This window comes from Flavobacterium sp. ZB4R12 (assembly GCF_048276375.1).
Taxonomy (GTDB): Bacteria; Bacteroidota; Bacteroidia; order Flavobacteriales; family Flavobacteriaceae; genus Flavobacterium; species Flavobacterium gawalongense.
The window spans coordinates 60,618-85,181 of the sequence record NZ_JBLNKS010000012.1 but is presented as its reverse complement, the minus strand read 5'-3'; the positions used below and the strand labels follow the sequence as shown (position 1 = coordinate 85,181).

Below are 24,564 nucleotides of genomic sequence, written 5' to 3'. Positions count from 1 at the left end.
GTTATTCAAGTTTTTTATCTTTCGGCATTGTTCCAAAAATAATGTCCCAAAGAGGAGATGTAAGACCAAAAGCTACCGTTTCATTTTTGTAATGGTGTAGAAGATGGTGTTTCCATAGATAACGAAAAAAGTTTTTGGGAGGTTTGGTTGTATGTATAAAATAATGTATGGAAAGATAGTACGAATACCCCATTAAAAAACCTGGAAAAAATAAAAGAACATAATTGCCCATAATAAGCCAGAAAATAAATATAAATAAGCCAGCGAGTGGTATGGATACAGGAAGAGGTAAAACCAATCGTTGTTTGTCCCGGGGAGTAGTATGATGCATTCCATGAATCTTGAATATCCATTTCTTTGGGTTTTTATATTCTCCCGAATGATAAATAAACCGGTGTATTAAATATTCGGCAAGTGTATAAACAAAGGTTCCCGAAAGAAATAACACTATATAGCCAAGTATTGACAGCTTTATTTTGATTATACCAAAGAGGAGTATGCTTAGCGATATAAGTGCTAAAGTGGCGATTACAAACAAAGCATTGGTTTTTGTAAGACTTTCCAAGATAGGATTTTCAAAAAGTCGTATTGATTCCTTTGAGTTTTTCATATATGTTTGTTTTTAATGCTTCCAACGCTGTAAAATTGAAAATATTTAATGTTTTGATTTTGTCGACAAGAGTTATGAAATAATTTTCATTCTCCTTGGTTTTTCTCAAAATTCACCATCCAATTCACACCAAATTTATCAGTAAAAGTCCCAAAATAACCACCCCAAAAAGCGTCTTCCATTGGCATTCCCACTTTTCCGCCTGCTGAAAGTGCATTGTACAGTTTATCGGCCTCTTCTTTACTTTCGGCCTCGATGGATAGCGAAAAATTATTCCCATAAACGGTTTTACTACCAAAGGATTCAAAACTGTCACTTCCCATTATGGCTGTTTCTTTACTAATGGGTAAGGAAACATGCATTATTTTTTCTGCTTCTCCGGGAGGGCAGGTTTTACCCTCTGGCATTGGCATATCTTTAAATCTTCCAAAATAGGAGAATTCACCACCAAAAACTGATTTGTAAAATAGGAACGCTTCTTCGCAATTTCCATTATAGGTAATATAGGTATTTACTGTTGCCATGATATTTGTATTTAAAGTTAGACTATTTTTTAATTGATTATATTTTTTTTAAAAGATAAATAAGCGACCATTAAAAAGTAATTTTTAAAGATAATGCTGGTTGAGAATTTTGAACAAGCGAACCTTGTTTGGGAATGAGAATGGGCTGGTTAATAAAAGAAATAGTTGCCGCTTTTCGGGCATTTTTTCCAGAGCCTATAAAAAATGGAATACTTCCCAAAACAGAAGCTACGCCTCCCAACATAACAAAACCATAGGCATCGGTTCCTGAATTTGAACTGTCATCCCAACTATTATTAAAACTAAATGCTCCCACTACTGTCATAATGGTCCCGCCCGTGAGCAAAATCCAACCTGTAGATTTTTGGCTTTTGCTTTTTTGCAAATAATACTCTTTAGAAAATTCCTGACTAAATGCATTTGTAGTAAAAAGTAAAAGCATTAGAAAAGTAATCGTCTTTTTCATAATAGTACCTTTTTTGCCTACTCTTTCAATATGCAGTTTTCGGCTTACCTGTTTTTGGCTTCAACTAATGGGACAGAAAAGTTATTATATTCCAATATGTTTTGAGTTAAAAAAAAGCAATAATAAATTTGATTTTGATTATTTTTGACTGCATATAGAAACTTCATTAATAATCGAATTCCTCTTTTTTTGTCAAATATCTTTTGTACCAGACAATCGCTAAATCAGCGACTTCTTGTAATTTTCCTGGTTCTTCAAACAAATGGGTTGCTCCCGGAATTATTTTCATTTCTTTTACAGATTGTAGTTCATCATAAGCCATTTTATTCATTCCAATAACCGGAACATCTTCACCGCCCACGATGAGTAGCGTAGGAGCGGTTACTAATGGCAATTCAGTCAGGGCTAAATCAGGACGTCCGCCTCTTGAAACTACCGCTTTTATTCTTTTTCCAAAATGGGCTGCTGCCCTCAATGCTGATGCTGCTCCGGTGCTTGCTCCAAAGTAGCCTATGGGTACGTTTTTTGCACCTTTATATCCCATTAGCCATAGTGTGGTTTCTATCAATCGGTTGGTTAGTAAATCGATATTAAACCGGTTTTCGTAAATTTGATCTTCTTCTTCAGTAAGCAAGTCAAAGAGGAACGTGCCTATTTTTTGTTGTTGAATCAGTTCTGCTACCATTCTGTTTCGGGAGCTGAATCTACTGCTGCCACTTCCGTGTGAAAAAACAACAATCCCAATTGCATTTTCAGGAACCACTAAATCCCCCTTCAACGTTACAGAAGATAAAGGAATGTCCATGTCTAATTTTTTCATAATTGAGTTACATTTAAAATAAACAATAGTAGATTTAAAAATTCTATTCAATGGGGCGTGTAACACTCAACAACTTAATCACTTCGTCATCTTCCACCTGATTAAAGTCTTCATAAAATCCGCCTACTCCTCTAAAATATTTGGAAGCGATCAAGTAGACAAATTCATCCGTATTTTTCTCAAATACCGGTACCGTGTCATAAGGTAAAACAGGCACCGCAACAATTATTTTTGCAGGGTTTCTTTTCCGCAACATACTTATGCTGGCCAGTAAGGTGTTTCCTGTTGCTATACCATCATCTACCAGAATTACGTTTTTTTCTTTGATATCGAGAGGTTCCCGATTGCCCATGTAGAGTTCGTATTTCCCCCGCAACAATTTCCTGAGCCGAATGATTTCATCGTCTATGTATTCCTGGGGAATTTCAGGATGCTTATCAATAATCATGGAGTCCATCGATACGGCACCTATGGCAAATTCCTTATTGTAAGGGTGTCCAATCTTTTTGGAGAGTACAATATCTAAAGGGAGCTGCAAACTTTTAGCAATTATGGATCCAATGGGCACTCCGCCTCTGGGCACGGCAAGAACTATAGTATTGCTATTCTGATATTTTTTTAATTTCTCTGCAAGCAATAAACCTGCTTCAATTCTATCTTTTAATATCTCGTTATACATAACATTTAGTTTTATATAAAAAAGTAAAATTTAACATAAAGGTACTGATTTTCAGTTACTTTGATTTGTTTTAATCAGTTATTTTTCACTGAATTTTCAAATTAAGTTCGAAAATATTTCTTGCCATAACTATAAAATAACGTATTAAAAAAAGAATTTATAAACGAAAGAGTTAAGCTATGAAAATGCTTTTGTTCGAATTAAAGAGACACATTTGAAAGGCAAAAGTGTTCTGTTTTTATAAAAATATTTTTAGCTATTTTTACTTCATAACTAATAGGGAAAAATGGCATTGTTAAAAAACATAAATGTAAAAGCTAAAGCAGATAAAAACACTGGTTTTGGAACAAACGCCAGTAGTTATGGAGGGCGTTTTGTTAATAAAAATGGGTCTGCAAATGTGGAGAAACGCGGTATGCATGTGTTTCATCGCATCAGTTGGTATCACACTATGATTGATATGCCAATATGGAAATTTATGCTTATTATTTTATCTTTCTATGTTGGAATCAATTTTGTCTTTGCCGCTATTTATTATGGGATAGGAATCGAACATTTGGATGGTATTAGTCCTTCAGGATCTAATTGGGTGCAGTTTGGTCAGGCATATTTTTTTAGTGCGCAAACTTTTACTACAGTAGGGTATGGGCATATTAGTCCTTCTGGGTTTCTGGCAAGTCTGGTTTCTGCTGCCGAAGCCTTATTTGGGTTGTTGAGTTTTGCTATTGCTACTGGTTTGTTCTTCGGGCGATTTAGCAAACCCACTGCATTTTTGAAATTTTCCCACAATGCCCTGATAGCGCCTTATGGAGAAATCAAGGGTTTAATGATTAGAACCACACCTTTTAAAAATACGAATTTCACTGATGCTGAAGCCAAAATGACTCTTGGGATGAGTATTGAAGAAAATGGTATAATGACTAATAATTTCTATTCTTTGGAATTAGAATTGGATAAAATAAATGCTTTAACCTTAAGCTGGACTTTGGTACATCCTATAACCGAGGATAGCCCTCTTTATAATTTTACGGCAGCCGATTTTGAAAATACTCATGGTGAAATTCTTGTTTTCATCAAAACCTTTGATGATATGTTTAGTAATACGGTTGCAATCCGAACTTCATACACCTTTGATGAGGTTGTTTATGGTGCGAAATTCGAACCTATGTACGCACGAAGTACAGATAATTCTAAAACGATTCTGAATTTAGATAAATTAAATGCATTTGACAGCATCACTTTAGAATAAAACAAGAGTTTTTAGGTTATTTCAAATTTATAGGGAAAAATATTTTACATTTGTTTATTAAATTTGTATAAACAATGAACAATATAAAAAGCATTTTCAGTATAAAAGATCTTGAAAATCTTTCTGGGATAAAAGCGCATACCATACGAATCTGGGAGAAAAGATACGATATACTTCAGCCGATGCGTACGGATACAAATATTCGGTTGTATGATTTGGCTAGTTTGCAAAAGCTTTTGAATATTACTTTGTTGCATGATTATGGTTATAAAATATCAAAAATTGCTACTTATCCTCAAGACAAAATCCCATCCCTTGTTAGAGAAATCATTTCGACAAAAAACGCTAAAAACCATGCTATCAGCGCCTTTAAAATGGCAATGATGAATTTTGATCAAGAGTTGTTTTTTAATACCTACAATTGGTTAATTGCTGAAAAATCATTCAGGGAAATTTTCTATGAAGTTTTTATTCCTTTAATGAATGAGTTGGGATTATTGTGGCAGACAGATACGATTACTCCTGCACACGAGCACTTTATCAGTTATTTGGTTAAGCAAAAATTATTAGTTAATACTGAAAAATTGCAAGTTTTGAAACAAACAAAATTTGATAAGGTCTTTGTTTTGTCTCTTCCTATGAATGAAATACATGAGCTGGGGCTTATGTTTTTGAATTATGAAATTCTTTTGAATGGATACAAAACAATTTATTTAGGTGAAAGTATGCCGATTGAAAATTTGAAAGATTTAAAGAAACATTTTAATCCTATTGTTTTCATTTCTTATCTGACTGTTCAGCCAGAGCGAGATTCTATAAATGAATATGTGGCTAAAATGACCGAAGAATTGGTTGATGATACCACTGAGTTATGGTATATAGGTAGATTGGTCGAATTTATTAAAAGAGAAGGATATTCGGATAAAATATCAATTTTCGATTCCATTACTGAATTAGTAGACAGAATTTAATATTTTGTTTGAACTTTTTGTATATTTGATAAACAAATGAAAAAGAAAATTACAATTATAGGTTCAGGATTTTCAGCATTAGCTGCATCTTGTTATTTGGCAAAAAGTGGTCATCAGGTTGCCGTTTTCGAGAAAAATGCAACAATAGGAGGAAGAGCCAGACAATTAAAAAGAGAAGGATTCACCTTTGATATGGGGCCAAGTTGGTATTGGATGCCCGATGTATTTGATCGTTTTTTTGCTGATTTTGGAAAGAAAACATCTGATTATTATGAGTTGATAAAATTATCTCCGGCATACCGAGTATATTATGGTATAGATGATTTTATAAGGATAGCTGATAATTTACCCGATATTATATCCACCTTTGAAGCCATTGAAAAAGGAAGTGGTAAAATATTAAATGAATTTATGGCTGAAGCCAAAAGCAATTATGACATTGCCATTAAAGATTTAGTATATCGTCCCGGAGTTTCTCCATTGGAATTGATAACGGTGGAAACAGTTAAGAAATTAGGACAGTTTTTTAGTAACATCAGTAAAGAGGTACGCAAGAAATTTAAGAATGAAAGATTAATTCAAATTCTGGAATTTCCGGTATTATTTCTTGGAGCAAAACCATCCGATACGCCATCGTTTTATAGTTTTATGAATTATGCTGATTTTGGTCTTGGAACCTGGCATCCTAAAACTGGAATGTTTGATGTGGTTCGTGCGATAGAAAGTTTAGCAAGAGAATTGGGAGTTACGTTTCACACGAATTCAAATATTGAAAGAATAATTGTTGAGGATAAAGTTGCAAAAGCGATAGTTGTAAATGGTGAAACGATTGCGTCAGATTTGATTTTGAGTGGAGCTGATTATCATCACACGGAAACTTTACTGGATAATGAACATCGTGCGTACTCCGAGAAATATTGGGACTGTCGTGTTTTTGCTCCTTCTTCATTGTTGTTTTACATAGGGTTTGATAAAAAAATAAAAAATATTTCGCATCACGCATTATTTTTTGATGTTGATTTTTATCAGCATGCAAAGGATATTTACGATGAACCGCAATGGCCAAAAGAACCATTGTTTTATGCAAATTTCCCGTCGTTGACTGATACAACGGCGGCCCCTGAAGGAATGGAAACCGGATTTTTTCTCGTTCCGTTAGCACCGGGGATTACAGATACAGAGGAATTACGTGAGGAATATTTCAATAAAATAATGGATCGTTTTGAAACTATAACGCAACAAAGCGTGAAAAACAACATCATATTTAAGCAATCCTTTTGTAAAAATGATTTTGTTTCAGCATACAATTCGTATAAAGGGAATGCCTATGGAATGGCGAACACCTTATTACAAACCGCTTTTTTGAGACCGAAATTAAAAAGTAAAAAAGTAAAGAATCTATATTTTACAGGACAATTAACCGTTCCGGGACCGGGTGTTCCGCCAGCATTAATCTCAGGAAAACTAGTGTCGGAGTTAATAAATAAGCAATTTTTAGAACAATAGCCATGAAGCAATTATTTGATGATGTATCTTTCAAATGCAGTAAACTGGTTACCAAAAACTATAGCACTTCATTTTCATTGGCGGTATATATGCTATCGCCAATCATTAGGGATGCGATATACAGCATTTATGGTTTTGTGCGTTTTGCAGATGAAATTGTAGATTCATTTCATGGTTTTGATAAAGAAAATTTGATTAATGATTTCGAAAAAGAATATTACAAATCGTATAATTCTGGGATAAGTCTGAACCCAATTTTGAACTCTTTTCAGCATACGGTTAAGAAATACAATATTACTGACGACTTGATTCAGGCTTTTTTGAAAAGTATGAAATTGGATTTAGTAAAATCAGATTACAATAGCAAAGCGGAATATGAAGAATACATTTATGGCTCTGCAGATGTAGTTGGATTGATGTGCCTTAAAGTTTTTGTAGCCGGAAAAGACCAAAAATACGAGCAGTTGAAAGACGAAGCCATGCGATTGGGTTCTGCTTTCCAGAAAGTTAATTTTTTGAGAGATTTGAGAGACGATAATTTGGTTTTGAACCGAAATTATTTTCCAGGTGTCGATTTGAATTCATTCGATGAAAATGCGAAGAAAATTATTATAAAGGAAATACAAGAAGATTTTAATGTGGCGTATAAAGGAATTTTAAAACTGCCTATTGAGGCTAAATTTGGGGTTTACACCGCATTTGTCTATTATAAAAAGCTCTTGAAAAAACTAGAAAATACGCCTTGCCATGAAATTGGGAATGCCAGAATTCGGGTTTCTAATTATACGAAAGCGGGGCTATTGGCGCAATCTTTTGTAACTTACAAGTTGAAATTAGTATAATTTTTTTTAACTGTCCGCATAGAAGACTATAATTATTTTTTTAGCCACGAATTTCCACAAATTTCACAAATTAGTGTTTAATTTTTCTTTTAAGAATAAAAATTCGTGACAAATTCGTGAAATTTGTGGCTAAATTTTTCTTTAGTATTATTTACGGATAGTATGGTTGGCTTATTATGAAAAAGTATATTTTAATTAAATAAAAAAATAATGGTTTCCTTTTTAATCTTTTTAGGTGTTTTCCTTTTTATGGAATGTGTGACCTGGCTTACGCATAAGTATGTTATGCACGGTTTGATGTGGTATTTTCATGCCGATCATCACCAACCTAAATACGCTAATGTTTTCGAACGAAACGATGTTTTCTTTGTGATTTTTGCGATACCCAGCATCGTTCTTTTTTACTATGGAGTAGAAGGAGAGATGAACTATCTTTTTTTCATAGGCTTGGGAATCACATTTTACGGATTTTGCTATTTCATGATTCATGATGTCTTGATTCATCAACGATTTAAGTGGTTTAAAAATACCAATAATAAGTATTTAATTGGCTTGCGAAAAGCACACAAAGTACACCACAAGCATTTGGGTAAGGAAGATGGCGAATGCTTCGGGATGTTGTTCGTGCCTTTCAAATATTATAAAATATAGCAATTTTATTTGGGCGTGACCCGCAAAAAAAGCGGGTCGGGTTATACGTTCCCGCTTTTTTGTATCAGGCGAAAAAATGCCTGCTATAAAAAGAGCTCCACTACTACCCCTCACGCGAAACCCAGTTCAATACATTTTTTAATTAAAAACAACAATTAAGACAGATGAAACTCTATAAAAAAGAAACCGTTCAACAGGTTAATGCAAGTTTAGAAGAATGTTGGGCTTTTTTTTCCAGTCCAAGTAATCTTCAAAAAATCACACCGGAAACAATGGGTTTCGAAATCGCCGATTTCGATAATAAATCCATGTATGCCGGGCAAATAATACAATACAAAGTGTCGCCACTTTTGGGATTGAAATTGCCTTGGGTAACCGAAATTACGTTTGTAAAAGAGAATAGTTATTTTATCGATGAACAACGTTTTGGCCCTTACGCGTTGTGGCATCACAAACATTTTTTTGAAGCTACTGAAAACGGTACTAAAATGACCGATTTAGTTCATTATGCTTTGCCTTTGGGTTTCATTGGCCGAATCATGAACACATTGATAGTTAAAAATAAATTGAAAACCATTTTTGATCACAGACGTGTTATGGTAGATCAAATGTTTAATTCTAAATAATGGTGAAACAAGAAGTATCCTTTTTTTGGTTCAGACGCGATTTACGTTTAGAAGATAACGTTGGATTATTCCATGCTTTGAAATCTAAATATCCAGTGATTCCATTGTTTATTTTTGATGATTCTATTTTAGACAGTTTACCAAAAAACGATGCTAGAGTAGGATTCATTCACGAATCACTTTCGAAAATAAATGCCCAACTGCAAGAAATAGGAAGTTCTCTTTTGGTAAAAAAAGGAAAAATTATTGATGTTTGGCAAGCACTCCTTCAAGAATTTGATGTCAAAGAAGTCTTCTTCAACAAAGATTATGAACCGTATGCGATACAACGAGATACAGTTATTTGTGAATTATTGGAAGCAAATAAAATAACGCCGCATTCTTTCAAAGACCAGGTTATTTTCGAAGAAAAGGAAATCACAAAAGCTGATGGATTGCCGTACACGGTTTACACTCCTTTTAAAAATAAATGGTTAGAAAAATACAAATCACTGGCTCCTGTTAAAGAATACGATGCCACGGATATGTTTTCTAACTTCCATAAAAACAGTTTTACTTTTCCCACTTTGGAACAGATAGGTTTCGAAGAAAGTCCAATAAAAGTAAAGCCGCACAATTTAAAATTCATTGCAAATTATCAAGATATAAGGGATTTTCCAGCTTTGGATCAAACCTCCTATCTTTCGCCACATTTGCGTTTTGGAACAGTAAGCATTCGGAAATTAGTCAATTGGGCATTTCACAAAAACGATGTTTTTTTGAGTGAATTGATTTGGAGAGAATTCTTCATGCAAATAGTATTCAGTTTTCCAAAAGTCGTTACGCAAAACTTCAAATCAGCGTATGATGGAATTCAGTGGCGCAATAACGAAGATGATTTCAAGCGTTGGTGTTCGGGAACAACTGGATATCCTATGGTTGATGCCGGAATGCGTCAGCTCAATGAAACCGGATACATGCACAACAGAGTCCGAATGGTGGTAGCGAGTTTTCTCTGCAAGCATTTATTGATTCAATGGCAATGGGGAGAAGCCTATTTTGCCGAAAAACTGTTGGATTACGAATTGTCTGCTAATGTTGGAAACTGGCAATGGGCAGCAGGAACCGGTTGTGATGCAGCTCCTTTTTTCCGTGTTTTCAATCCTGAAATCCAACAAAAAAGATTCGACGAAAAAGGAATCTACATCCGAAAATGGATTCCGGAATTTGATTTAGGATATGGAAAACCAATGGTAGAGCACGCTATGGCTAGAGACAGAGCGATTGGCACATATAAAGCCGGGATTTTGAAGTAAACAATATTGTCATGTAGTTTATTGAACAAGAGTATAAGAGGTTAATGTTTAACTATAACATTATAATGTTAAGCAAAAATTAATGTTCATGCTTACGTCATTCAAAATGACTAGATTTGTTTTGTTATGAAAAAAAATATATTAATAAGCGGGGGTTCAGGATTTATCGGAAAGCACTTGACTAATTTATTAATTGAGAAAGGATTCTCAGTTTCTATATTGAGTAGGAGTGATAGAAAAAGCACAACCGATATTTCTTATTTTAAATGGGACGTTTCAAATCAGATGATTGATGAAGCGGCAGTATTAAATGCGGATTACATAATCCATTTAGCGGGTGAAAATATCGCCGAAAAAAGATGGACGGCAAAGCGCAAAGCAGCAATCATTGATAGCAGAGTGCAATCAATTCAGTTGATTTATTCTGTTTTGAAAAAAAACAATAAAAAACTGGACGCCTTTGTTTCGGCTTCAGCAGTTGGGATTTATGGTGCTGTGAACGGAGAAGAAATCTGTACTGAAGAAACAGCTTTAGCTCATGACTTTCTGGGTTCTACGTGTCAAAAATGGGAAGGTGCGGTAGATTTTATTGAAAATTTACATATTCGAACTGTAAAAATCCGCACCGGATTAGTGTTGGGAAAAAATGATGGTTTTTTAAAGAAACTTGTTCCTTTATTTAAGTATAGATTGGGTTCCGTATTAGGTTCCGGAAAACAATATATGCCGTGGATACACGTTAATGATTTATGTAATGTATATCTTGAGGCTATTGTAAATGCGGGGATGAATGGTCCTTATAATGCGGCCATTAATGATAATACGACAAATGCGATTTTTTCTAAAACATTGGCGCGAGTTTTTGGGTATTCTATTTGGTTGCCAAATGTTCCTGCTTTTGTATTAAGATTAGCAATGGGCGAAATGTCCAAAATAGTATTGAATGGGCGAAGAGTGTCATCAGAAAAACTGGAGAAATTAGGATTCCAATTTAAATACAAAAACTTGGAGGAGGCTCTTAGGGATTGTTTAATGAAATAAATTTAAACAGAATAGGTTCTAATATTTAACTTTTTTTGATATTTTGTTTCTAATTAATGTCTGTAATTTTGATATTTGCATAGGTTTTTAAAGTGAAATTTGTACTGAGTAATGATTGGAATAACTATTAATTAAATAGTATTGCATCTTTAGAGTGTAAAAGTTCTCTTAGTAAATTAATTTAATTCGCTTTATTTTAATAAAAAGGTAGTTTTTATATTGACTGTTTTAGCTACTTTTTCACTTACCACTTTTGGAATTTTAATATTGAAGTCAGCCGGATTTACATTAAAATTTGAAGTAATTTCTATGCTATCTCCTTTTTTTCTGAGAATGGCAGTTGTTGTTACATCCTTAGATTTTCCATGTATTTCAAGTTTTCCGTTTAGTATAAATTCTTTTGGGGATATACCGAGACTATTCATATCAAAATTCTTTAGTATCCCTTTAAAAGTAGCTTTTGGATAACGTTTGCTTTCTATATAGTTCTCATTAAAATGCTCTTCCATTAAAGCGATTTTAAATCGAAACCCTTTTACCAATGCTAAACTGGCAATTTCTCCGGTTTTTGTATTTAAAATACAACTGACTGTCTCATTTATGGCCTTTACTTCTTCAAAGGAAGGGACAGAAGCCTCAAAGATTATCTCTCCCGTTTTAGTTATTTTTCGATCTTGCGCAAAACCAACAGTTCCTATATAAAAAATATATATAGAGAGTAATTTCATTAACTTCATTTGTATCTGTTTATTATTCCAAATAGCCATTATTTTTCCAATTAATGAACATGTTAATAGTGCTTTGGGGTAATCTAGTTCCATTTTTAGGCATCATTTCTACTGTACCTTGAGCTCTTGAAATCCTATCGATTAATCCGTTGTTTTCAGTGGCGCTTTTGACTCTTGCATATGTGTCTAATGAAACGGATGCTCCGTTTGTAGGGTTATTGTCATGGCAAGAAATACAGTTATTGTTTATAATTGATTTAATGTTGTTCGTATAGGTTATTGATCCCGGAGTAGGATTAGGGGATGGTGCAATATCAGATTCTGATCCACTGGAACAACTTACAATTGAAAAGGCCAAAATTGCTAAGGTAAATACTTTTTCTATTTTCATTGTATGTAAAAAAGATTGTTTATTTTATAAAAATAAGAAAAAAAACTGAGGTTTGATTATTTTTAGATATTTTTGATAAATAAATCATAAAATTACATGAAGAAATATAAAATAATAGCTGCGTCACTTTTACTGATTATAGTTCTTGTTGGGGGGTATTTGTTTATTTATAAGAAACATCGTGATATAGCAAATGAAGAAGGAAGTTATAATGTGAGCGCCAAAGCAATTATTTTAGAGTTTCAAACTAATGAATCGGCGGCTAACACAAAATATTTAGATAAAACCATTATTGTAAGTGGAAAAATTTTTAGTGTAGATTTTGAAACTCAATCTATGGTTCTTGATGAAAAGTTGTTTGCTACGTTTTTAGAAGAAATCCCCATAACCATCCTGCCCAACTCTGAGGTAACAATCAAAGGGCGTCTTATAGGGTACGATTCCTTATTGGAAGAACTAAAATTAGATCAATGTATAATTATAAATTGAAATATGGATAAATATGAAAAAATTACTTTTTGCATTAATGTTTCCGATTTTCGCTTTTGCTCAAGATGATTTGTTGTCTGAAATTGATGTTCAAAAGACAAATACAAATGAGGTATCTGCATTTAAATCGTTAAAAATTGTAAACTTAGAATCTACTAAATTAATTGGGAAAGGTGATTTTTATTTTATTGTTGCACATCGATTTGACTATTTGAATAAGGGTTTTGATGATTTTTTTGGACTGGATAATGCTAATACGCAATTAAAATTTGCTTTTGGATTGAAAGATTGGTTGACAGTGCATGTTTCTAGAAGTGGTTTTCAGGAAACATATGATTTGGGAATAAAGTATTTATTAATCTCACAAAAAACAGAAGGATTTCCTGTAACAATTGTCGGATTTAACAGTCTAGCTATAAATACTGAAATGAAAAAAGTTAATTATCCACTGATTCAATTTGAAAATCGTTTGACGTATGTGACTCAACTATTAATTTCTAGAAAAGTAACCGAGAAATTATCTCTTGAGATTGCTCCTACTTATTTTCATGAAAATATTGTTAGGGATATTTTGGATGAAAATAAAGAGGTTATATTACCCAACCCACAGGATAATAATCAGTATGCAATTGGTTTAGGAGGAAGATATAAATTTGCAAAACGGTGGTCTGTTAATATGGATTATGCGGCTCATTTAAATCGGGCAAGTCAATCTATCTATAAAAATCCTCTTTCTATAGGTGTCGATTTAGAAACAGGAGGACATGTTTTTCAAATGCATTTTACCAATTCCAAAGCGATGCATGAATCTGGTTTTTTAGGACAGACTACTGGTGATTGGAGCAAAGGAGAAATTGCTTTTGGGTTTAACCTAGTAAGAGTTTTCTAAAATATGGGGGAATTGATTTAAATAGAATATTTTCACTTTCTAATAAAATTTTTTATAAGAAAAAATAAGACATCATTTTTACTTGATTAGGCAGACAAAGGCCCTCCTTTTATAGATAAAATTGTAAGGAGTGAAATGTCCAAAATAGTATTGAATGGGTGAAGAGTGTCGTCAGAAAAATTTGAAAAATTAGGATTTCAATTTCAATTTACAAACTTAGAGCAAGCACTTAGGAATTGTTTAACGAAAATTATTGTAAAACACAATAAAGCTGAGTATTCACGTTTTTGGATATTTTACTTCGTACTATAAAAGGAATTTCGATTTTGAAATCATCGGTATTTAGCGGGAAATTTGAAATTAGTTCGATTCCTTGAGCTCCCTTTTTAATGGTACCAATTACTATGATTTTTTTTGATTTTCCATGCATAGTAATTTTTCCTTTAATCAGGTATTCGTTTGCAGTTGAGTTAATGTTTTTTAAATCAAATTTTTCAATAATGCCTTTGAAAGTGGCTTTAGGAAAACGATGACTCTGCATGTAATTTTTATTAAAATGTTCTTCCATCAAATTTCTTTCAAATTGAAAATTTTTAATGATAGCCCAACAGGTTATCTCCCCCGTTTTGGTAACCAAAACACAGTATGTTTTTTGATTTATCGCTTTTACTTCTTCAAAGAATGGTACTGAAGCCTCAAAATTTATAATTCCTTTATCGGTCATCATTTTTTCTTGGGCAATAGTCGTATTAGCAATAAAAATTAGGAAAAGGAGCGTAATTTTTTTCATAATCTTCTATGAATTAAATTACTTAAAGTTACGAAATTTCAAGGAAATAAAACTTACGATATGGGGAAAATAACCTAATTAAAATGAATTTATAGGGCAGTTTATGTAAATTAGAAGTTGTAGTTGATTTCTGAATTTTAAAGTTTCTAACCAATTGATTTTAGCCCAAAAACGAGAATTAAATCACCTAGTTCAATTCTAACCTAACATTGTACTTTTCTAAGCTTGCTAGCGCTTCTATAGAGCTGTAATTAAAGACTTCTTCGTGTAGGTCTTTTTCCTTTTTTAAGGCTATTTGTTTGATGCAATTGCAAAAACGGCGTACTTCATTTAGATTAGACAGGATTAATCCTGGAACAAGCATGCTCTTGCCTTCCTTGTCTTTGGCAACCATGGTAAAATAGGAGGAATTACAATGTTTTGTTTTGCCTGTTTGAATATTCTCGGCCTCTACACGAATACCTATAATCATAGAACTATTACCTACATAATTCACACAGGCTTTCATCGTAACCAATTCGCCTACTTCTATCGGTTTTAGGAAATTTACTGTATCCACTGAGGCGGTTACACAATAATTCCCTGAAAATTTTGAGGCACAGGCAAAAGCTATCTGATCGAGTAATGATAATATATAACCACCATGGATCTTTCCGCTAAAATTAGTGTGGGACGGTAGCATTAATTCTGAAATACTGATATTAGAAGAGGCGACAGTTTTAAAAATAGTATTCATAAAATTTATTTTTGATTAAAGGGTGAAGCTTCTTTTTGAACGGATGTTACAAAATATCTCGTTTCTCCCCACCAGGCAAATGTTCGGTATCTTTCTACGTAGGTTAATTTGACATAATTTCCTTGAAGTCCTTTCAAATCTTCAATCACTTTTTTGTCGCTGTCCAAAACGGAGAAACTAAAAATCTGAGCTCCGGAAATTCCTTGGCTTAACTCGCCTTCCCATGTTTTTATTACCATTCCTTTGTGGCTTAATTTTATGAGTTCACCAGAGCGAATGCCTTCGCTGTAAGGAACGTAGTAGAGAAATGCAAAATAGCAAATTAAGGCAAGAGTACTTATCCCTAAAATAATTCCTAAAATTCTTTTCATATTGATTCGTTTAATAATTGATTTTCGTCTTTTTCCGCTCTGTTCAATATGCTTTCAGGAAGTGCTTTTTTCGCTTTGGCTCCCATCTTTTTCAATTTCTCCACACTTACGATTAAGTTTCCTTTTCCTTCCACCAGTTTATTCATGGCGCCACTGTATTCAATTTTGCTTTCGTCTATTTTCTTGCCAATCTTGATTAAATCACCCACAAAACCTTCAAATTTATCATACAATGCACCAGCCTGACGCGCAATTTCCAAAGCGTTTTCCTGTTGCTTTTGATTGGTCCACATGCTATCAATAGTTCGTAAAGTAGCTAATAAAGTAGCAGGCGTAACAATAACAATGTTTTTCTCGAATGCTTTGTTGTATAAAGTCGTATCCTCGTTAAGCGCCATGGCAAAAGCGGGTTCAATTGGAATAAATAACAATACGAAATCAGGACTTTCTATTTGATATAAATCTTGGTAGTTTTTATTGCCTAATTGTTCTACGTGGCGTTTGATGGAGTTAACGTGTTCTTTTAAAAATCCAACTTTTACATCGTCATCTTCCTCGTTGATGTATTTTTCATAAGCAGTCAAAGAGACTTTGGAATCGACAATCATCTTTTTGCCGTCAGGCAGATTGATGACAACGTCAGGAAAAACGCGATTGCCATCTTCGGTGGTGAACGCTTGTTGTACTTCATATTCACGGCCTTTCTCTAATCCTGATTTTGCTAAAACGCGTTCTAAAACTAATTCGCCCCAATTCCCCTGCATTTTACTATCGCCTTTCAAAGCCTTGGTCAGGTTAATGGTTTCCTTGCTCATTTGAATATTCATTTCTCGCAAGCCCAGAATTTGTTGACGCAAAGCCGCATGATAATCAATACTTTCTTTGTGTGTGTCTTCTACTTTTTTTTCGAATAATTGAATTTTATCCTGCAAAGGCGACAGGATATTTTTCATGTTTTCCTTGTTCTGTTCCGTGAATTTATTGGACTTTTCTTCTAATATTTTGTTTGCGAGATTTTCAAATTCCTTGGTAAATTTTTCTTGTAGTTTCTCGACTTCTTCTTTTTGTTCCTTGTTGCGTTCCCAAAGATTCTCGAAATCTACTTCTTTTTTAGAAAGCTGAATTGCCAGACTGTCTTTTTCGTTTCGAATGCTTTCTTTCTCAGAATTGGTGTTTTCTAATTGCTTTTCAAAGGCTGTTTTGTCAATAGCAATTTGCTCTTTTAGTTGATTGAATTGGAAAGAAAATGCAATTAGCTTTTCTTCTAAACTAATTTTTTCCGACTGAAATCGGGCAGAGAAAATGAGTTTCCCAATGAAAATGCCGATGGCGAGAGCAACGATGAAAATCAATAAAAACGGAAGCATATTTGACATAAAATTTCTTTTTGTAAGTTTGTAAAAATAAACAAAAGTTTCCTTGTTTCCTTTCCGAAATCAAAATACTATCTCAAGTTTTAGCATACATGGATTTGTAAATTTTAGCTATCAATTAATTTTTTATACTTTAAGAATATGCAGGATCAATCAATAAAATTCCATTCTCGTTTTTTTGCAATTATAGCTATTGTCGGTTGGTTTGCTGTTTTATTGCAATTGTATCTTATAATTTTGAATCGTGTGGCTTCACTTCTGGAAACGATTGTCCGATTTTTTAGTTTTTTTACGATTCAATCGAATATTCTGGTTGCGTTGTGTTTTACTTTTCTTTGGCTAAAGCCAAAATCCAAATGGGGTTTGTTTTTTTCGAAACCTAAAAACACAACAGCAATTACATTATACATCATCATTGTAGGGCTTGTTTACAATGCGATTCTGCGATTTTTATGGGCTCCAACGGGTTCTCAAAAAGTAGTGGATGAGTTATTGCATTTGGTCATTCCGGTATTGGTTTTCGTATTTTGGATAGTATTTGTTCCTAAAAAAGAATTGGAATTCAAAAACATCTTTCCGTGGTTGATTTTTCCTTCCGTGTATTTGGTTTACACGTTAGTTCGGGGTGCTTTTTTTAGTTTTTATCCGTATCCGTTTGTCAATGTAACTGTTTTGGGATACAGCAAAGTGCTGCTTAACAGCTTTTTTATGCTATTGGCTTTTCTTTTTTTTGGAACTTTATTGATTGGGATTGGGAAAATGAAACGAGTAAATTCTAAATAAGTGATTGAAAGGAAGAATTTGTAATCATTTATGGTTTACGCTTATTCATTGAGTTGTACAATCATTATATTTTTGAATTCATTTTAATGAAATGTTCTGTAATCCCTTTGGTTATGGTACTTTTGTGATTCTTTATTACAATTTCATCAGCATGAGCCAACATCACTTCATCATTCATAAACCTTACGGGTATCTGAGTCAGTTTATTTACGAATTAAAAAGAAAAAAGAAACTGTTGGGTGAACTATATGATTTCCCCAAAGGAACGATGGCTATAGGTCGTCTTGACGAAGATTCCGAAGGATTATTGCTATTGACTACTGATGGGATGATGAGCGAAATCATCAGAAGTAAAAAAGTCGACAAAGAATATTATGTCCAAGTCGATGGCATTATCAATCAGGAAGCGATTGAGGAATTGCAAAAAGGGGTCGAAATAGGTTTTAATGGCACTAAATACATCACTAAACCTTGCAAAGCTTTTTTAATTAATGAAATTCCTGCTTTTGGCGCAAGAGGAAAAAAGATACGAGATGAACGTCACGGTCCAACTTCCTGGGCTTCGATAACGGTGAATGAAGGAAAGTTTCGCCAAGTCAGAAAAATGACTGCCGCTGTTGGTTTTCCTACCTTGCGATTGGTTCGTGTTCGAATAGGAAACGTACATCTGAATGATTTACAGTCGGGAGAAGTTAAAGAAGTAGAAAATTTTCAAATAGAAATTTAAGGGATAGGATATGAATTTTTCAATCTTTTAATTTTTCAATCTTTTAATAAAGTATAAAATGTTAAACATCGTTTTAGTAGAACCTGAAATCCCTAATAATACTGGGAATATTGGTCGATTGTGCGTGGGCACCGAAAGCCGTTTACACTTAATTCATCCTTTTGGGTTTGTTATCAATGATAAAAATCTGAAACGTTCCGGCTTGGATTATTGGGTGCATCTTGATGTTACGGAATATCAAAATGTAACCGAATGGAAAGCACGGATTCCTGATTTATCCCGAGTTTTTCTGATGAGTTCTCACGCCGATAAATCGTATTTAGAGAATGATTTTCAGGATGGTGACTGGTTGGTTTTTGGGAAAGAAAGTGTGGGTTTGAGCGAAGCTGTTTTGAACGAATTTCCCAATCATTTGACGATTCCAATGTCACCACTAATTAGAAGTTTTAATATCGCAAATTCTGTTGCGTTTGTCATTGGCGAAGCAAAAAGACAAATAACTAGTAAACGGTAAGTTGGAAATTTAGAATTGTAAAAAGTAAGGCAATTTTGTGGATGGAATTTCATATATTTGAGTAGGTCATTCCGGATTGAATTGTGTTTTTTTCTCCTTTAAAATTTACTTTTATGATCGATAAAGTTATCCTTAGAAGTGCCATTTTCAAACATTTAGATGGTTTGGTTACCGCACCTGTAGCGTATATTTTGCATGAAAAAGGAGTGCTGTCCTATATTCTTGACAGAAAAGAAGTGACGCTGAAGGAACTTACCTCGCAGTTTAAAGCCAATGAGGGTTATCTCAATGTAGGTTTGCGTGTTTTGTGTTCTCAAGGATTCTTGGATTATCGTATCAATAATAGTACAGATCAAATTAAATATAGCATAAACGACAAAAGTGCCATTGCTTTTTCGATGTTCTATTTGTATGAAGATGTACTTGATTTACTAAATTTCACGATGCAATTTCGTACGCGATTATTAGATGATATTCCATTCGTTCGATTGGGTTTAATTTTCGATTTATATGCAACTAATTATGGGATTTTATTCTCCAATGATCCCACAACCAATGAAATTCAACATCAGATTTTAACGCATATTGAAGGTTGTTTGGTTGGACCAATATTAGTAAGACTTGGTATGAGTGGGATGTTTCATAAGTATTTTATGGAAATTTCCTTCCGCCCCGAAGAATTTCATAAATCACCCGAAAATTTCAAAATCATTCTGGATTTCTTTGTTGATTTAGGTTGGTTTACACAAAAAAAAGGCAATTATCAGTTTACGGAAAAGGGGTTGTTTTTTGCCAAAAGAGCCACTGCTTATGGGGTGACGGTTTCTTATTTACCCACTTTCAGTAAAATGGAGGATTTGCTTTTTGGTAACCCAAATATACTCCGAACCGTTGCCGAAGGCGAAGATGAAATTCATGTGGATCGAGAAATGAATGTTTGGGGAAGCGGGGGTGCGCACGATACTTATTTTAAAGTCGTAGATGAGATTATCATCAAATTATTTAATTTACCTATAGAAGACCAACCCAAAGGAATCTTGGATATGGGTTGTGGCAATGGGGCATTTATAGAACATATTTATACTGTAATCGAAAGACAAACCCTACGCGGAAAAATGCTGGATGAGTATCCTTTGTTCCTTGTTGGTGCCGATTATAATCAAGCGGCTTTGAAAGTAACCCGAGCCAATTTGATCAAAGCAGATATTTGGGCCAAAGTAATTTGGGGAGATATTGGTCAGCCTGATTTGTTAGCCAATGATTTATTGGAAAATTATAACATCGATTTGAAAGATTTGCTGAATGTGAGAACCTTCTTGGATCACAACAGAATTTGGGAAATGCCAAAACATATCACCAAAGACAGAGTGAGTCATTCAACAGGAGCATTTGCGCATAGAGGAGAGCGAATCAGTAATAGTTTAGTCGAAGATAATCTATTGGAACATTTCAATAAATGGTCGCCTTATGTTAGAAAATTCGGATTGTTAATGATTGAATTGCATACCATTGCCCCAACTTTGACCGCTGCCAATTTAGGAAAAACTGCCGCTACCGCTTATGATGCCACGCACGGTTTTTCGGATCAATATATAGTGGAAATTCCTGTATTACACAAAATAGCTGCTGAAGCGGGATTGTATCCGGATAATAATTTCTTCAGGAGATTTCCAGATGCTGCTATTGCAACAGTGAGTATTAATTTATTGAAAGGGGGGTGATGAGTATTCAGTGTTCAGATGGCAGATTTCAGAAGGCACCATTATATAGTTTTTAGTTTTCAAAACTTTGAGTCTTTGAGCCTTCGTGGCAAAAAAGAATGTCTTTGTAGTAAAAGCAGGCTAATTAAACAATCAAAAATTTTCCTTTTTCGCTATCAAAAACAATATGTTCGTCTTTGAATAAGGTATTAAAACTTCCTTTGCTAATCAAATTGCACGGCTCGTCTTGCACTACGGTTTCTGGCGTCATGATAATCATCTCGTCACTCAATTGTATTGCCATATCGATATCATGAGTAGAAAAAAGAATGCACTTTTCCGTTTCGTGCGTCAGTTTTTTAAGTAATTTGAAAAGTGCCACTTTGTGTAATAAGTCCAGATGAGTGGTGGGTTCATCGAGGATGATTAAAGGTGTGTCTTGTGCCAAAGCACGTGCAATAAGAACTTTTTGCAATTGCCCGTCACTTATTTCATAATGTTTTTTAGTAGCTAAGTGACTGATTTGAGTCAGTTCCATCGCTTCGTTCACTTTTACTATATCTAGATCAGTCAATGTCCCGATCCAATTGGTATAGGGCTGTCTACCCAACGCCACTAACTCAAAAACGGTTAGATTGCTTGGAGGTAATTTTTCGGTAAGAACAATACTTAAATTTTGAGCTAACTCTAAAGGATTGTAGGATGTGATTTTTTTATCATTCAAAAAAACATCACCGTGTAGCGGTTTTTGAATTCCAGTTATTGTTCGCAATAAAGTCGATTTTCCAATTCCATTCGCCCCAATTAAAGCAATCAGTTTTCCTTCTTGTAAATTCAAGTTGAGGTTTTTGGCAATAGATATCACCGAGTTTTTGGTTTTATAACCAATGCTTAAATGTGATGTTGTAAGTATGTTTTTTTTGTTGCTCATTTTTTACCACTAATTATATGAGTTTTTTGCCACGAAGGCTCAAAGACTCAAAGTTTTGAAAACTGAAAACTGTTTACTGTCCTCTAAACTATCCCATCATTTTTCGTTTGCGAACCAATAACCAAATCACAATCGGTGCACCAATTATCGAAGTCACAGCATTGATAGGCAAAGTAACTTCCATGCCCGGCATTTGTGAAATTACATCACAAATAAGCATTATTGCAGCTCCTAAAAATAATGTACTCCAGTACAATACGGAATGGTCACTAGTTTTAAATATCAATTTTGCTATATGAGGAACTGCCAAACCAATAAAGGCAATTGGACCTGCATAAGCGGTAATGCTACCAGCTAAAATACTCGTTGCAAAAATGATAATCAGGCGTGCTTTTTTGAAATTCAGGCCTAAACTACGGGCATAGTTTTCACCCAAAAGTAAAGCATTCAATGATTTGATACTGAAAATACTCAAAAGCAAACCAATTCCCACGCAAATGGATAAAATTAGGATCGATGTCCAAGACAAATTTCCAAGGTTTCCCAAAGACCAAAAAGTGAATTTCTGTAATTGTTCCGCTGAGCTGAAATAGGTGAGTACGCCCACAATCGCACTGGTAAAACTGCCAAACATCAAGCCCACAATTAAGATTGCCATCGTATCACGTAAACGTTGCGAAACTAATAAAACCAATAATAAAACCGCAGTACTTCCTAATGTAGATGCCAAAACTACTCCGTAAGAGGACAATAAAAGAGTGCTTAAAAATGGAGGTAACAAACTAGCGCTCAATATAACAAAAGCAACACCCAAACTTGCTCCTGAACTCAGTCCTAAAACATCAGGCCCTGCCAATGGGTTTCTAAACAAGGTTTGCATTAATAAACCACTTGTCGATAATCCCATTCCTGCTAAAACGGCAGTGATGGCCTTGGGCAAACGATAATTGATAATGATATATTCCCAAGTTGATTTACTTGCCTGGCCACCTGTCAAACTAGTGTAGATTTCTTTGAAAGGAATCGTAATCGAACCGAGACTAATGTTTAGAAAAAACATGATAATCAGCCCTAAACCGATCAGGATAAATAGAATTGTATTTCGTTTTTGATTGTTCAATTGTCGTTTGTTTATACCTGTATTATGTTTTGCGATACTATATTTAATTTTTAAAATGAATTGAAATTCAGTTTTGGCTCCCTCTCCTTTGGAGAGTCCCGACGCTTCGGGAGGGGTGAGGATTTAATTTAGTTTTTGTGCAAAAGTAAAAGTATACTTAGGAAGCAATTCAGGATGAAAGATTTTAATATAATCCTTCAAAACTAAATCAGGTCGGCTTGGTGCTAATTCATAATAAATTGTTCCGCCTTTTGCCCCTAATTTACTTTCAAAAGTATAAACGTTTTTGCTTGCAAAAGCATCAAACTGGCTGTAATGCGGATTACTGTCCCCTAATTCGGATATTGTTTTAAACGGACCCGAGGCAATCCAGTAATCAGCACTTTTTGCTTTATCTAATATGTTTTCAAACGACAAACCCAGACTTCCTGTTCCTTCAACATTAGACCAAAGATAATTGGCTTTTGCATCTTTCATAAATTGTGCCACCCAGCTATTTCCTTTGGCAACAAACCATTGGTCCTGATACATCGAACCATATAATACAGTTGATTCCGGTTTTTTATTTGAAACTAATTTTAAAGCCTCATTATAGTTTTTTACAATGTTATCAAAAAGTGTTTTGGCTTCTTTTTCTTTACCAAATAACGCACCATACAGTTTTAGCCATTCTGCTTTTCCAAGAGGGGATTGCTCCATCCAATCGCCCTGAATCATTACTTTTAAGCCGCTTTTCTCTAAATTTTTAATCATCGGGTTGTTATTGTCTACGCCAAAAGTCACAATAAGGTCAGGAGTCAATTCGATGAGTTGTTCCATGTTTAATTTCTCATTTTGTCCCACGTTTTTAACGGAACCCACATCAATTAATTTTCTGGTTTTCTCGGAGGAAATATAATCTGTATGTGGGAAACCTACCAATGATTTTTCTACGCCAAGTATTTCCAAAAAAGGAATATTTGTAGTTGAGGTTACCACAATCGATTGCAACGGAACTTGAACGGCAGTGTATTTTTGTAAACTATCCGGAACGATACTGTTTTTTTCTTTTAGAACGTAAGTGAAATTTTTATTGGCATCAGGCCAAGGATTAATCACCTTTACAACTGAATAACCGTCGTATTCATAAATAGCGAGTCCTGAAGCATATTCAATTGTGTTTTTTGCGATAGTTGTTTTTGCGACATCCGATTTTTCATTTTTCTTACATCCAATGAAAGCTAAAAAAGAGAGAACAAAAAGGATTTTATAAAAGGGAAATTTCATAATTTAATTTTTCGATAACGACAAAGGTATATCAAATTTATAAAATTTCTTGTTTATTTTTAGTGGTAAAAAAATGAACAAATAGTATCTTTACCAAATGAATAGCATAAAAGTCAAAAATTGCTCTACTTGCGAAAAGCCCTTTAATTGTGGTGATACTTCAGAAGGGTGCCAATGTTGGTGTAATGATTTTCCTCCTATTTTTAACCCTTCAGATAGTATTGATTGCCTTTGTCCCAGTTGTTTTGCCGCCGCTTGTTCGATGAAAATAGAGGAGTATGTGGCAACAGTAACTCCCGAAACCGCAACTGAAAACAGAGCCAAAGATTTACCAAAGACTACTAATCTCATAGAAGGAATCGACTATTATTTAGAAAATGGGAATTATGTTTTTAAGGCTTGGTTTCATCTAAAAAGAGGGCATTGTTGTGACAATGGATGTCGACATTGTCCGTATGGATTTAAAAAAATATAAA

The 24,564-nt window shown here is 34.1% G+C and carries 31 protein-coding genes; 16 read left to right on the top strand and 15 right to left on the bottom strand.

Annotated features, from left to right (window positions below; genetic code table 11):
• Position 1: 1 nt before the first annotated feature.
• The 5 genes from ACNO7W_RS10310 to ACNO7W_RS10290 form a co-directional block, all read right to left on the bottom strand.
• Entirely contained in the window at positions 2–610 is a 609-nt protein-coding gene (locus ACNO7W_RS10310; RefSeq protein WP_417938071.1) for a sterol desaturase family protein, read from the bottom strand.
• An 86-nt stretch (positions 611–696) separates the two neighbouring features.
• Positions 697–1,134, bottom strand: coding sequence for a VOC family protein (locus ACNO7W_RS10305; protein ID WP_417938070.1), 438 nt, complete (start codon positions 1,132–1,134; stop codon positions 697–699).
• A 70-nt stretch (positions 1,135–1,204) separates the two neighbouring features.
• Positions 1,205–1,600, bottom strand: coding sequence for a hypothetical protein (locus ACNO7W_RS10300; protein ID WP_417938069.1), 396 nt, complete (start codon positions 1,598–1,600; stop codon positions 1,205–1,207).
• A 166-nt stretch (positions 1,601–1,766) separates the two neighbouring features.
• Positions 1,767–2,420, bottom strand: coding sequence for a dienelactone hydrolase family protein (locus ACNO7W_RS10295; RefSeq protein WP_143387929.1), 654 nt, complete (start codon positions 2,418–2,420; stop codon positions 1,767–1,769).
• A 43-nt stretch (positions 2,421–2,463) separates the two neighbouring features.
• Entirely contained in the window at positions 2,464–3,099 is a 636-nt protein-coding gene (locus ACNO7W_RS10290; RefSeq protein ID WP_417938068.1) for a phosphoribosyltransferase, read from the bottom strand.
• Between the two features lie 286 nt (positions 3,100–3,385).
• On the opposite strand from ACNO7W_RS10290, the gene ACNO7W_RS10285 reads away from it, so the two are divergent.
• The 8 genes from ACNO7W_RS10285 to ACNO7W_RS10250 all read left to right on the top strand — a co-directional run bounded on the left by ACNO7W_RS10285 (position 3,386) and on the right by ACNO7W_RS10250 (position 11,280).
• Entirely contained in the window at positions 3,386–4,348 is a 963-nt protein-coding gene (locus tag ACNO7W_RS10285) for an ion channel (RefSeq protein ID WP_143387927.1), read from the top strand.
• A gap of 74 nt (positions 4,349–4,422) precedes the next feature.
• On the top strand, positions 4,423–5,319 hold the full coding sequence (locus ACNO7W_RS10280; protein ID WP_417938067.1) for a MerR family transcriptional regulator: 897 nt from the start codon (positions 4,423–4,425) through the stop codon (positions 5,317–5,319).
• A gap of 36 nt (positions 5,320–5,355) precedes the next feature.
• On the top strand, positions 5,356–6,825 hold the full coding sequence (locus ACNO7W_RS10275) for a phytoene desaturase family protein (protein WP_417938066.1): 1,470 nt from the start codon (positions 5,356–5,358) through the stop codon (positions 6,823–6,825).
• A 2-nt stretch (positions 6,826–6,827) separates the two neighbouring features.
• Complete coding sequence (locus tag ACNO7W_RS10270) at positions 6,828–7,667, top strand: phytoene/squalene synthase family protein (RefSeq protein WP_143387924.1); 840 nt, start codon at positions 6,828–6,830, stop codon at positions 7,665–7,667.
• A gap of 210 nt (positions 7,668–7,877) precedes the next feature.
• Positions 7,878–8,318 carry a sterol desaturase family protein gene (locus tag ACNO7W_RS10265; RefSeq protein ID WP_143387923.1) on the top strand — a complete coding sequence of 147 codons (441 nt, stop codon included), beginning with the start codon at positions 7,878–7,880 and terminating at the stop codon, positions 8,316–8,318.
• A gap of 164 nt (positions 8,319–8,482) precedes the next feature.
• Positions 8,483–8,944 (top strand): SRPBCC family protein, encoded by a 462-nt coding sequence (locus ACNO7W_RS10260; protein ID WP_417938065.1) that lies wholly within the window; start codon positions 8,483–8,485, stop codon positions 8,942–8,944.
• The gene (locus ACNO7W_RS10255; RefSeq protein WP_417938064.1) at positions 8,944–10,239 is read left to right on the top strand and encodes a cryptochrome/photolyase family protein; all 1,296 of its coding nucleotides are present in this window, start codon (positions 8,944–8,946) and stop codon (positions 10,237–10,239) included. Before ACNO7W_RS10260 ends, ACNO7W_RS10255 begins: the two co-directional genes overlap by 1 nt.
• Before the next feature lie 126 nt (positions 10,240–10,365).
• Positions 10,366–11,280 (top strand): TIGR01777 family oxidoreductase, encoded by a 915-nt coding sequence (locus tag ACNO7W_RS10250; protein WP_417938063.1) that lies wholly within the window; start codon positions 10,366–10,368, stop codon positions 11,278–11,280.
• A 191-nt stretch (positions 11,281–11,471) separates the two neighbouring features.
• Here ACNO7W_RS10250 and ACNO7W_RS10245 read toward each other — a convergent pair whose 3' ends face one another.
• Together ACNO7W_RS10245 and ACNO7W_RS10240 are read right to left on the bottom strand one after the other, a co-directional pair.
• The gene (locus ACNO7W_RS10245; protein ID WP_417938062.1) at positions 11,472–12,101 is read right to left on the bottom strand and encodes a YceI family protein; all 630 of its coding nucleotides are present in this window, start codon (positions 12,099–12,101) and stop codon (positions 11,472–11,474) included.
• The gene (locus tag ACNO7W_RS10240) at positions 12,031–12,399 is read right to left on the bottom strand and encodes a hypothetical protein (RefSeq protein WP_417938061.1); all 369 of its coding nucleotides are present in this window, start codon (positions 12,397–12,399) and stop codon (positions 12,031–12,033) included. The genes ACNO7W_RS10245 and ACNO7W_RS10240 overlap by 71 nt, the downstream gene beginning before the upstream one ends.
• 96 nt (positions 12,400–12,495) lie before the next feature.
• Here ACNO7W_RS10240 and ACNO7W_RS10235 point away from each other — a divergent pair, with 96 nt between their 5' ends.
• The 3 genes from ACNO7W_RS10235 (at position 12,496) to ACNO7W_RS10225 (ending at position 14,089) form a co-directional block, all read left to right on the top strand.
• Positions 12,496–12,888: an OB-fold protein gene (locus ACNO7W_RS10235; RefSeq protein WP_417938060.1), complete on the top strand. Its 393-nt coding sequence runs from the start codon at positions 12,496–12,498 to the stop codon at positions 12,886–12,888.
• A 13-nt stretch (positions 12,889–12,901) separates the two neighbouring features.
• Positions 12,902–13,777: a DUF5777 family beta-barrel protein gene (locus ACNO7W_RS10230; RefSeq protein WP_143388861.1), complete on the top strand. Its 876-nt coding sequence runs from the start codon at positions 12,902–12,904 to the stop codon at positions 13,775–13,777.
• 165 nt (positions 13,778–13,942) lie between these two features.
• Positions 13,943–14,089, top strand: a complete 147-nt coding sequence (locus ACNO7W_RS10225) for a hypothetical protein (protein ID WP_417938059.1) — start codon at positions 13,943–13,945, stop codon at positions 14,087–14,089.
• Here the strand turns inward: ACNO7W_RS10225 and ACNO7W_RS10220 are convergent.
• The 4 genes from ACNO7W_RS10220 to rmuC all read right to left on the bottom strand — a co-directional run bounded on the left by ACNO7W_RS10220 (position 14,028) and on the right by rmuC (position 17,050).
• Positions 14,028–14,567, bottom strand: a complete 540-nt coding sequence (locus tag ACNO7W_RS10220) for a YceI family protein (RefSeq protein WP_417938058.1) — start codon at positions 14,565–14,567, stop codon at positions 14,028–14,030. The two genes, ACNO7W_RS10225 and ACNO7W_RS10220, sit on opposite strands and share 62 nt — an antisense overlap.
• Before the next feature lie 187 nt (positions 14,568–14,754).
• Entirely contained in the window at positions 14,755–15,303 is a 549-nt protein-coding gene (locus tag ACNO7W_RS10215; RefSeq protein WP_417938057.1) for an acyl-CoA thioesterase, read from the bottom strand.
• Between the two features lie 5 nt (positions 15,304–15,308).
• Positions 15,309–15,674, bottom strand: coding sequence for a 6-phosphogluconate dehydrogenase (locus ACNO7W_RS10210; RefSeq protein WP_417938056.1), 366 nt, complete (start codon positions 15,672–15,674; stop codon positions 15,309–15,311).
• Complete coding sequence (rmuC, locus tag ACNO7W_RS10205) at positions 15,671–17,050, bottom strand: DNA recombination protein RmuC (protein WP_417938055.1); 1,380 nt, start codon at positions 17,048–17,050, stop codon at positions 15,671–15,673. The genes ACNO7W_RS10210 and rmuC overlap by 4 nt, the downstream gene beginning before the upstream one ends.
• Before the next feature lie 138 nt (positions 17,051–17,188).
• Between rmuC and ACNO7W_RS10200 the strand changes: the two genes are divergently transcribed.
• The 4 genes from ACNO7W_RS10200 to ACNO7W_RS10185 all read left to right on the top strand — a co-directional run bounded on the left by ACNO7W_RS10200 (position 17,189) and on the right by ACNO7W_RS10185 (position 20,792).
• Positions 17,189–17,830 carry a Pr6Pr family membrane protein gene (locus ACNO7W_RS10200; protein ID WP_417938054.1) on the top strand — a complete coding sequence of 214 codons (642 nt, stop codon included), beginning with the start codon at positions 17,189–17,191 and terminating at the stop codon, positions 17,828–17,830.
• A gap of 151 nt (positions 17,831–17,981) precedes the next feature.
• On the top strand, positions 17,982–18,557 hold the full coding sequence (locus tag ACNO7W_RS10195) for a pseudouridine synthase (protein ID WP_417938053.1): 576 nt from the start codon (positions 17,982–17,984) through the stop codon (positions 18,555–18,557).
• 58 nt (positions 18,558–18,615) lie between these two features.
• The gene (locus ACNO7W_RS10190) at positions 18,616–19,071 is read left to right on the top strand and encodes a tRNA (cytidine(34)-2'-O)-methyltransferase (protein ID WP_417938052.1); all 456 of its coding nucleotides are present in this window, start codon (positions 18,616–18,618) and stop codon (positions 19,069–19,071) included.
• A 113-nt stretch (positions 19,072–19,184) separates the two neighbouring features.
• Positions 19,185–20,792, top strand: coding sequence for a class I SAM-dependent methyltransferase (locus ACNO7W_RS10185; protein WP_417938051.1), 1,608 nt, complete (start codon positions 19,185–19,187; stop codon positions 20,790–20,792).
• A 124-nt stretch (positions 20,793–20,916) separates the two neighbouring features.
• On the opposite strand, the gene ACNO7W_RS10180 is transcribed toward ACNO7W_RS10185, so the two are convergent.
• From ACNO7W_RS10180 to ACNO7W_RS10165, 4 genes are all read right to left on the bottom strand, one after another.
• Positions 20,917–21,702 (bottom strand): ABC transporter ATP-binding protein, encoded by a 786-nt coding sequence (locus tag ACNO7W_RS10180; RefSeq protein WP_417938050.1) that lies wholly within the window; start codon positions 21,700–21,702, stop codon positions 20,917–20,919.
• Positions 21,703–21,790: 88 nt separating this feature from the next.
• On the bottom strand, positions 21,791–22,822 hold the full coding sequence (locus tag ACNO7W_RS10175; protein ID WP_417938049.1) for an iron chelate uptake ABC transporter family permease subunit: 1,032 nt from the start codon (positions 22,820–22,822) through the stop codon (positions 21,791–21,793).
• Between the two features lie 123 nt (positions 22,823–22,945).
• On the bottom strand, positions 22,946–24,088 hold the full coding sequence (locus tag ACNO7W_RS10170; RefSeq protein ID WP_417938048.1) for an ABC transporter substrate-binding protein: 1,143 nt from the start codon (positions 24,086–24,088) through the stop codon (positions 22,946–22,948).
• A 90-nt stretch (positions 24,089–24,178) separates the two neighbouring features.
• Positions 24,179–24,439: a hypothetical protein gene (locus tag ACNO7W_RS10165; protein WP_417938095.1), complete on the bottom strand. Its 261-nt coding sequence runs from the start codon at positions 24,437–24,439 to the stop codon at positions 24,179–24,181.
• Between ACNO7W_RS10165 and ACNO7W_RS10160 the strand changes: the two genes are divergently transcribed.
• Positions 24,351–24,563 carry a DUF5522 domain-containing protein gene (locus tag ACNO7W_RS10160; RefSeq protein WP_417938092.1) on the top strand — a complete coding sequence of 71 codons (213 nt, stop codon included), beginning with the start codon at positions 24,351–24,353 and terminating at the stop codon, positions 24,561–24,563. The genes ACNO7W_RS10165 and ACNO7W_RS10160 overlap by 89 nt on opposite strands.
• Position 24,564 lies beyond the last annotated feature (1 nt).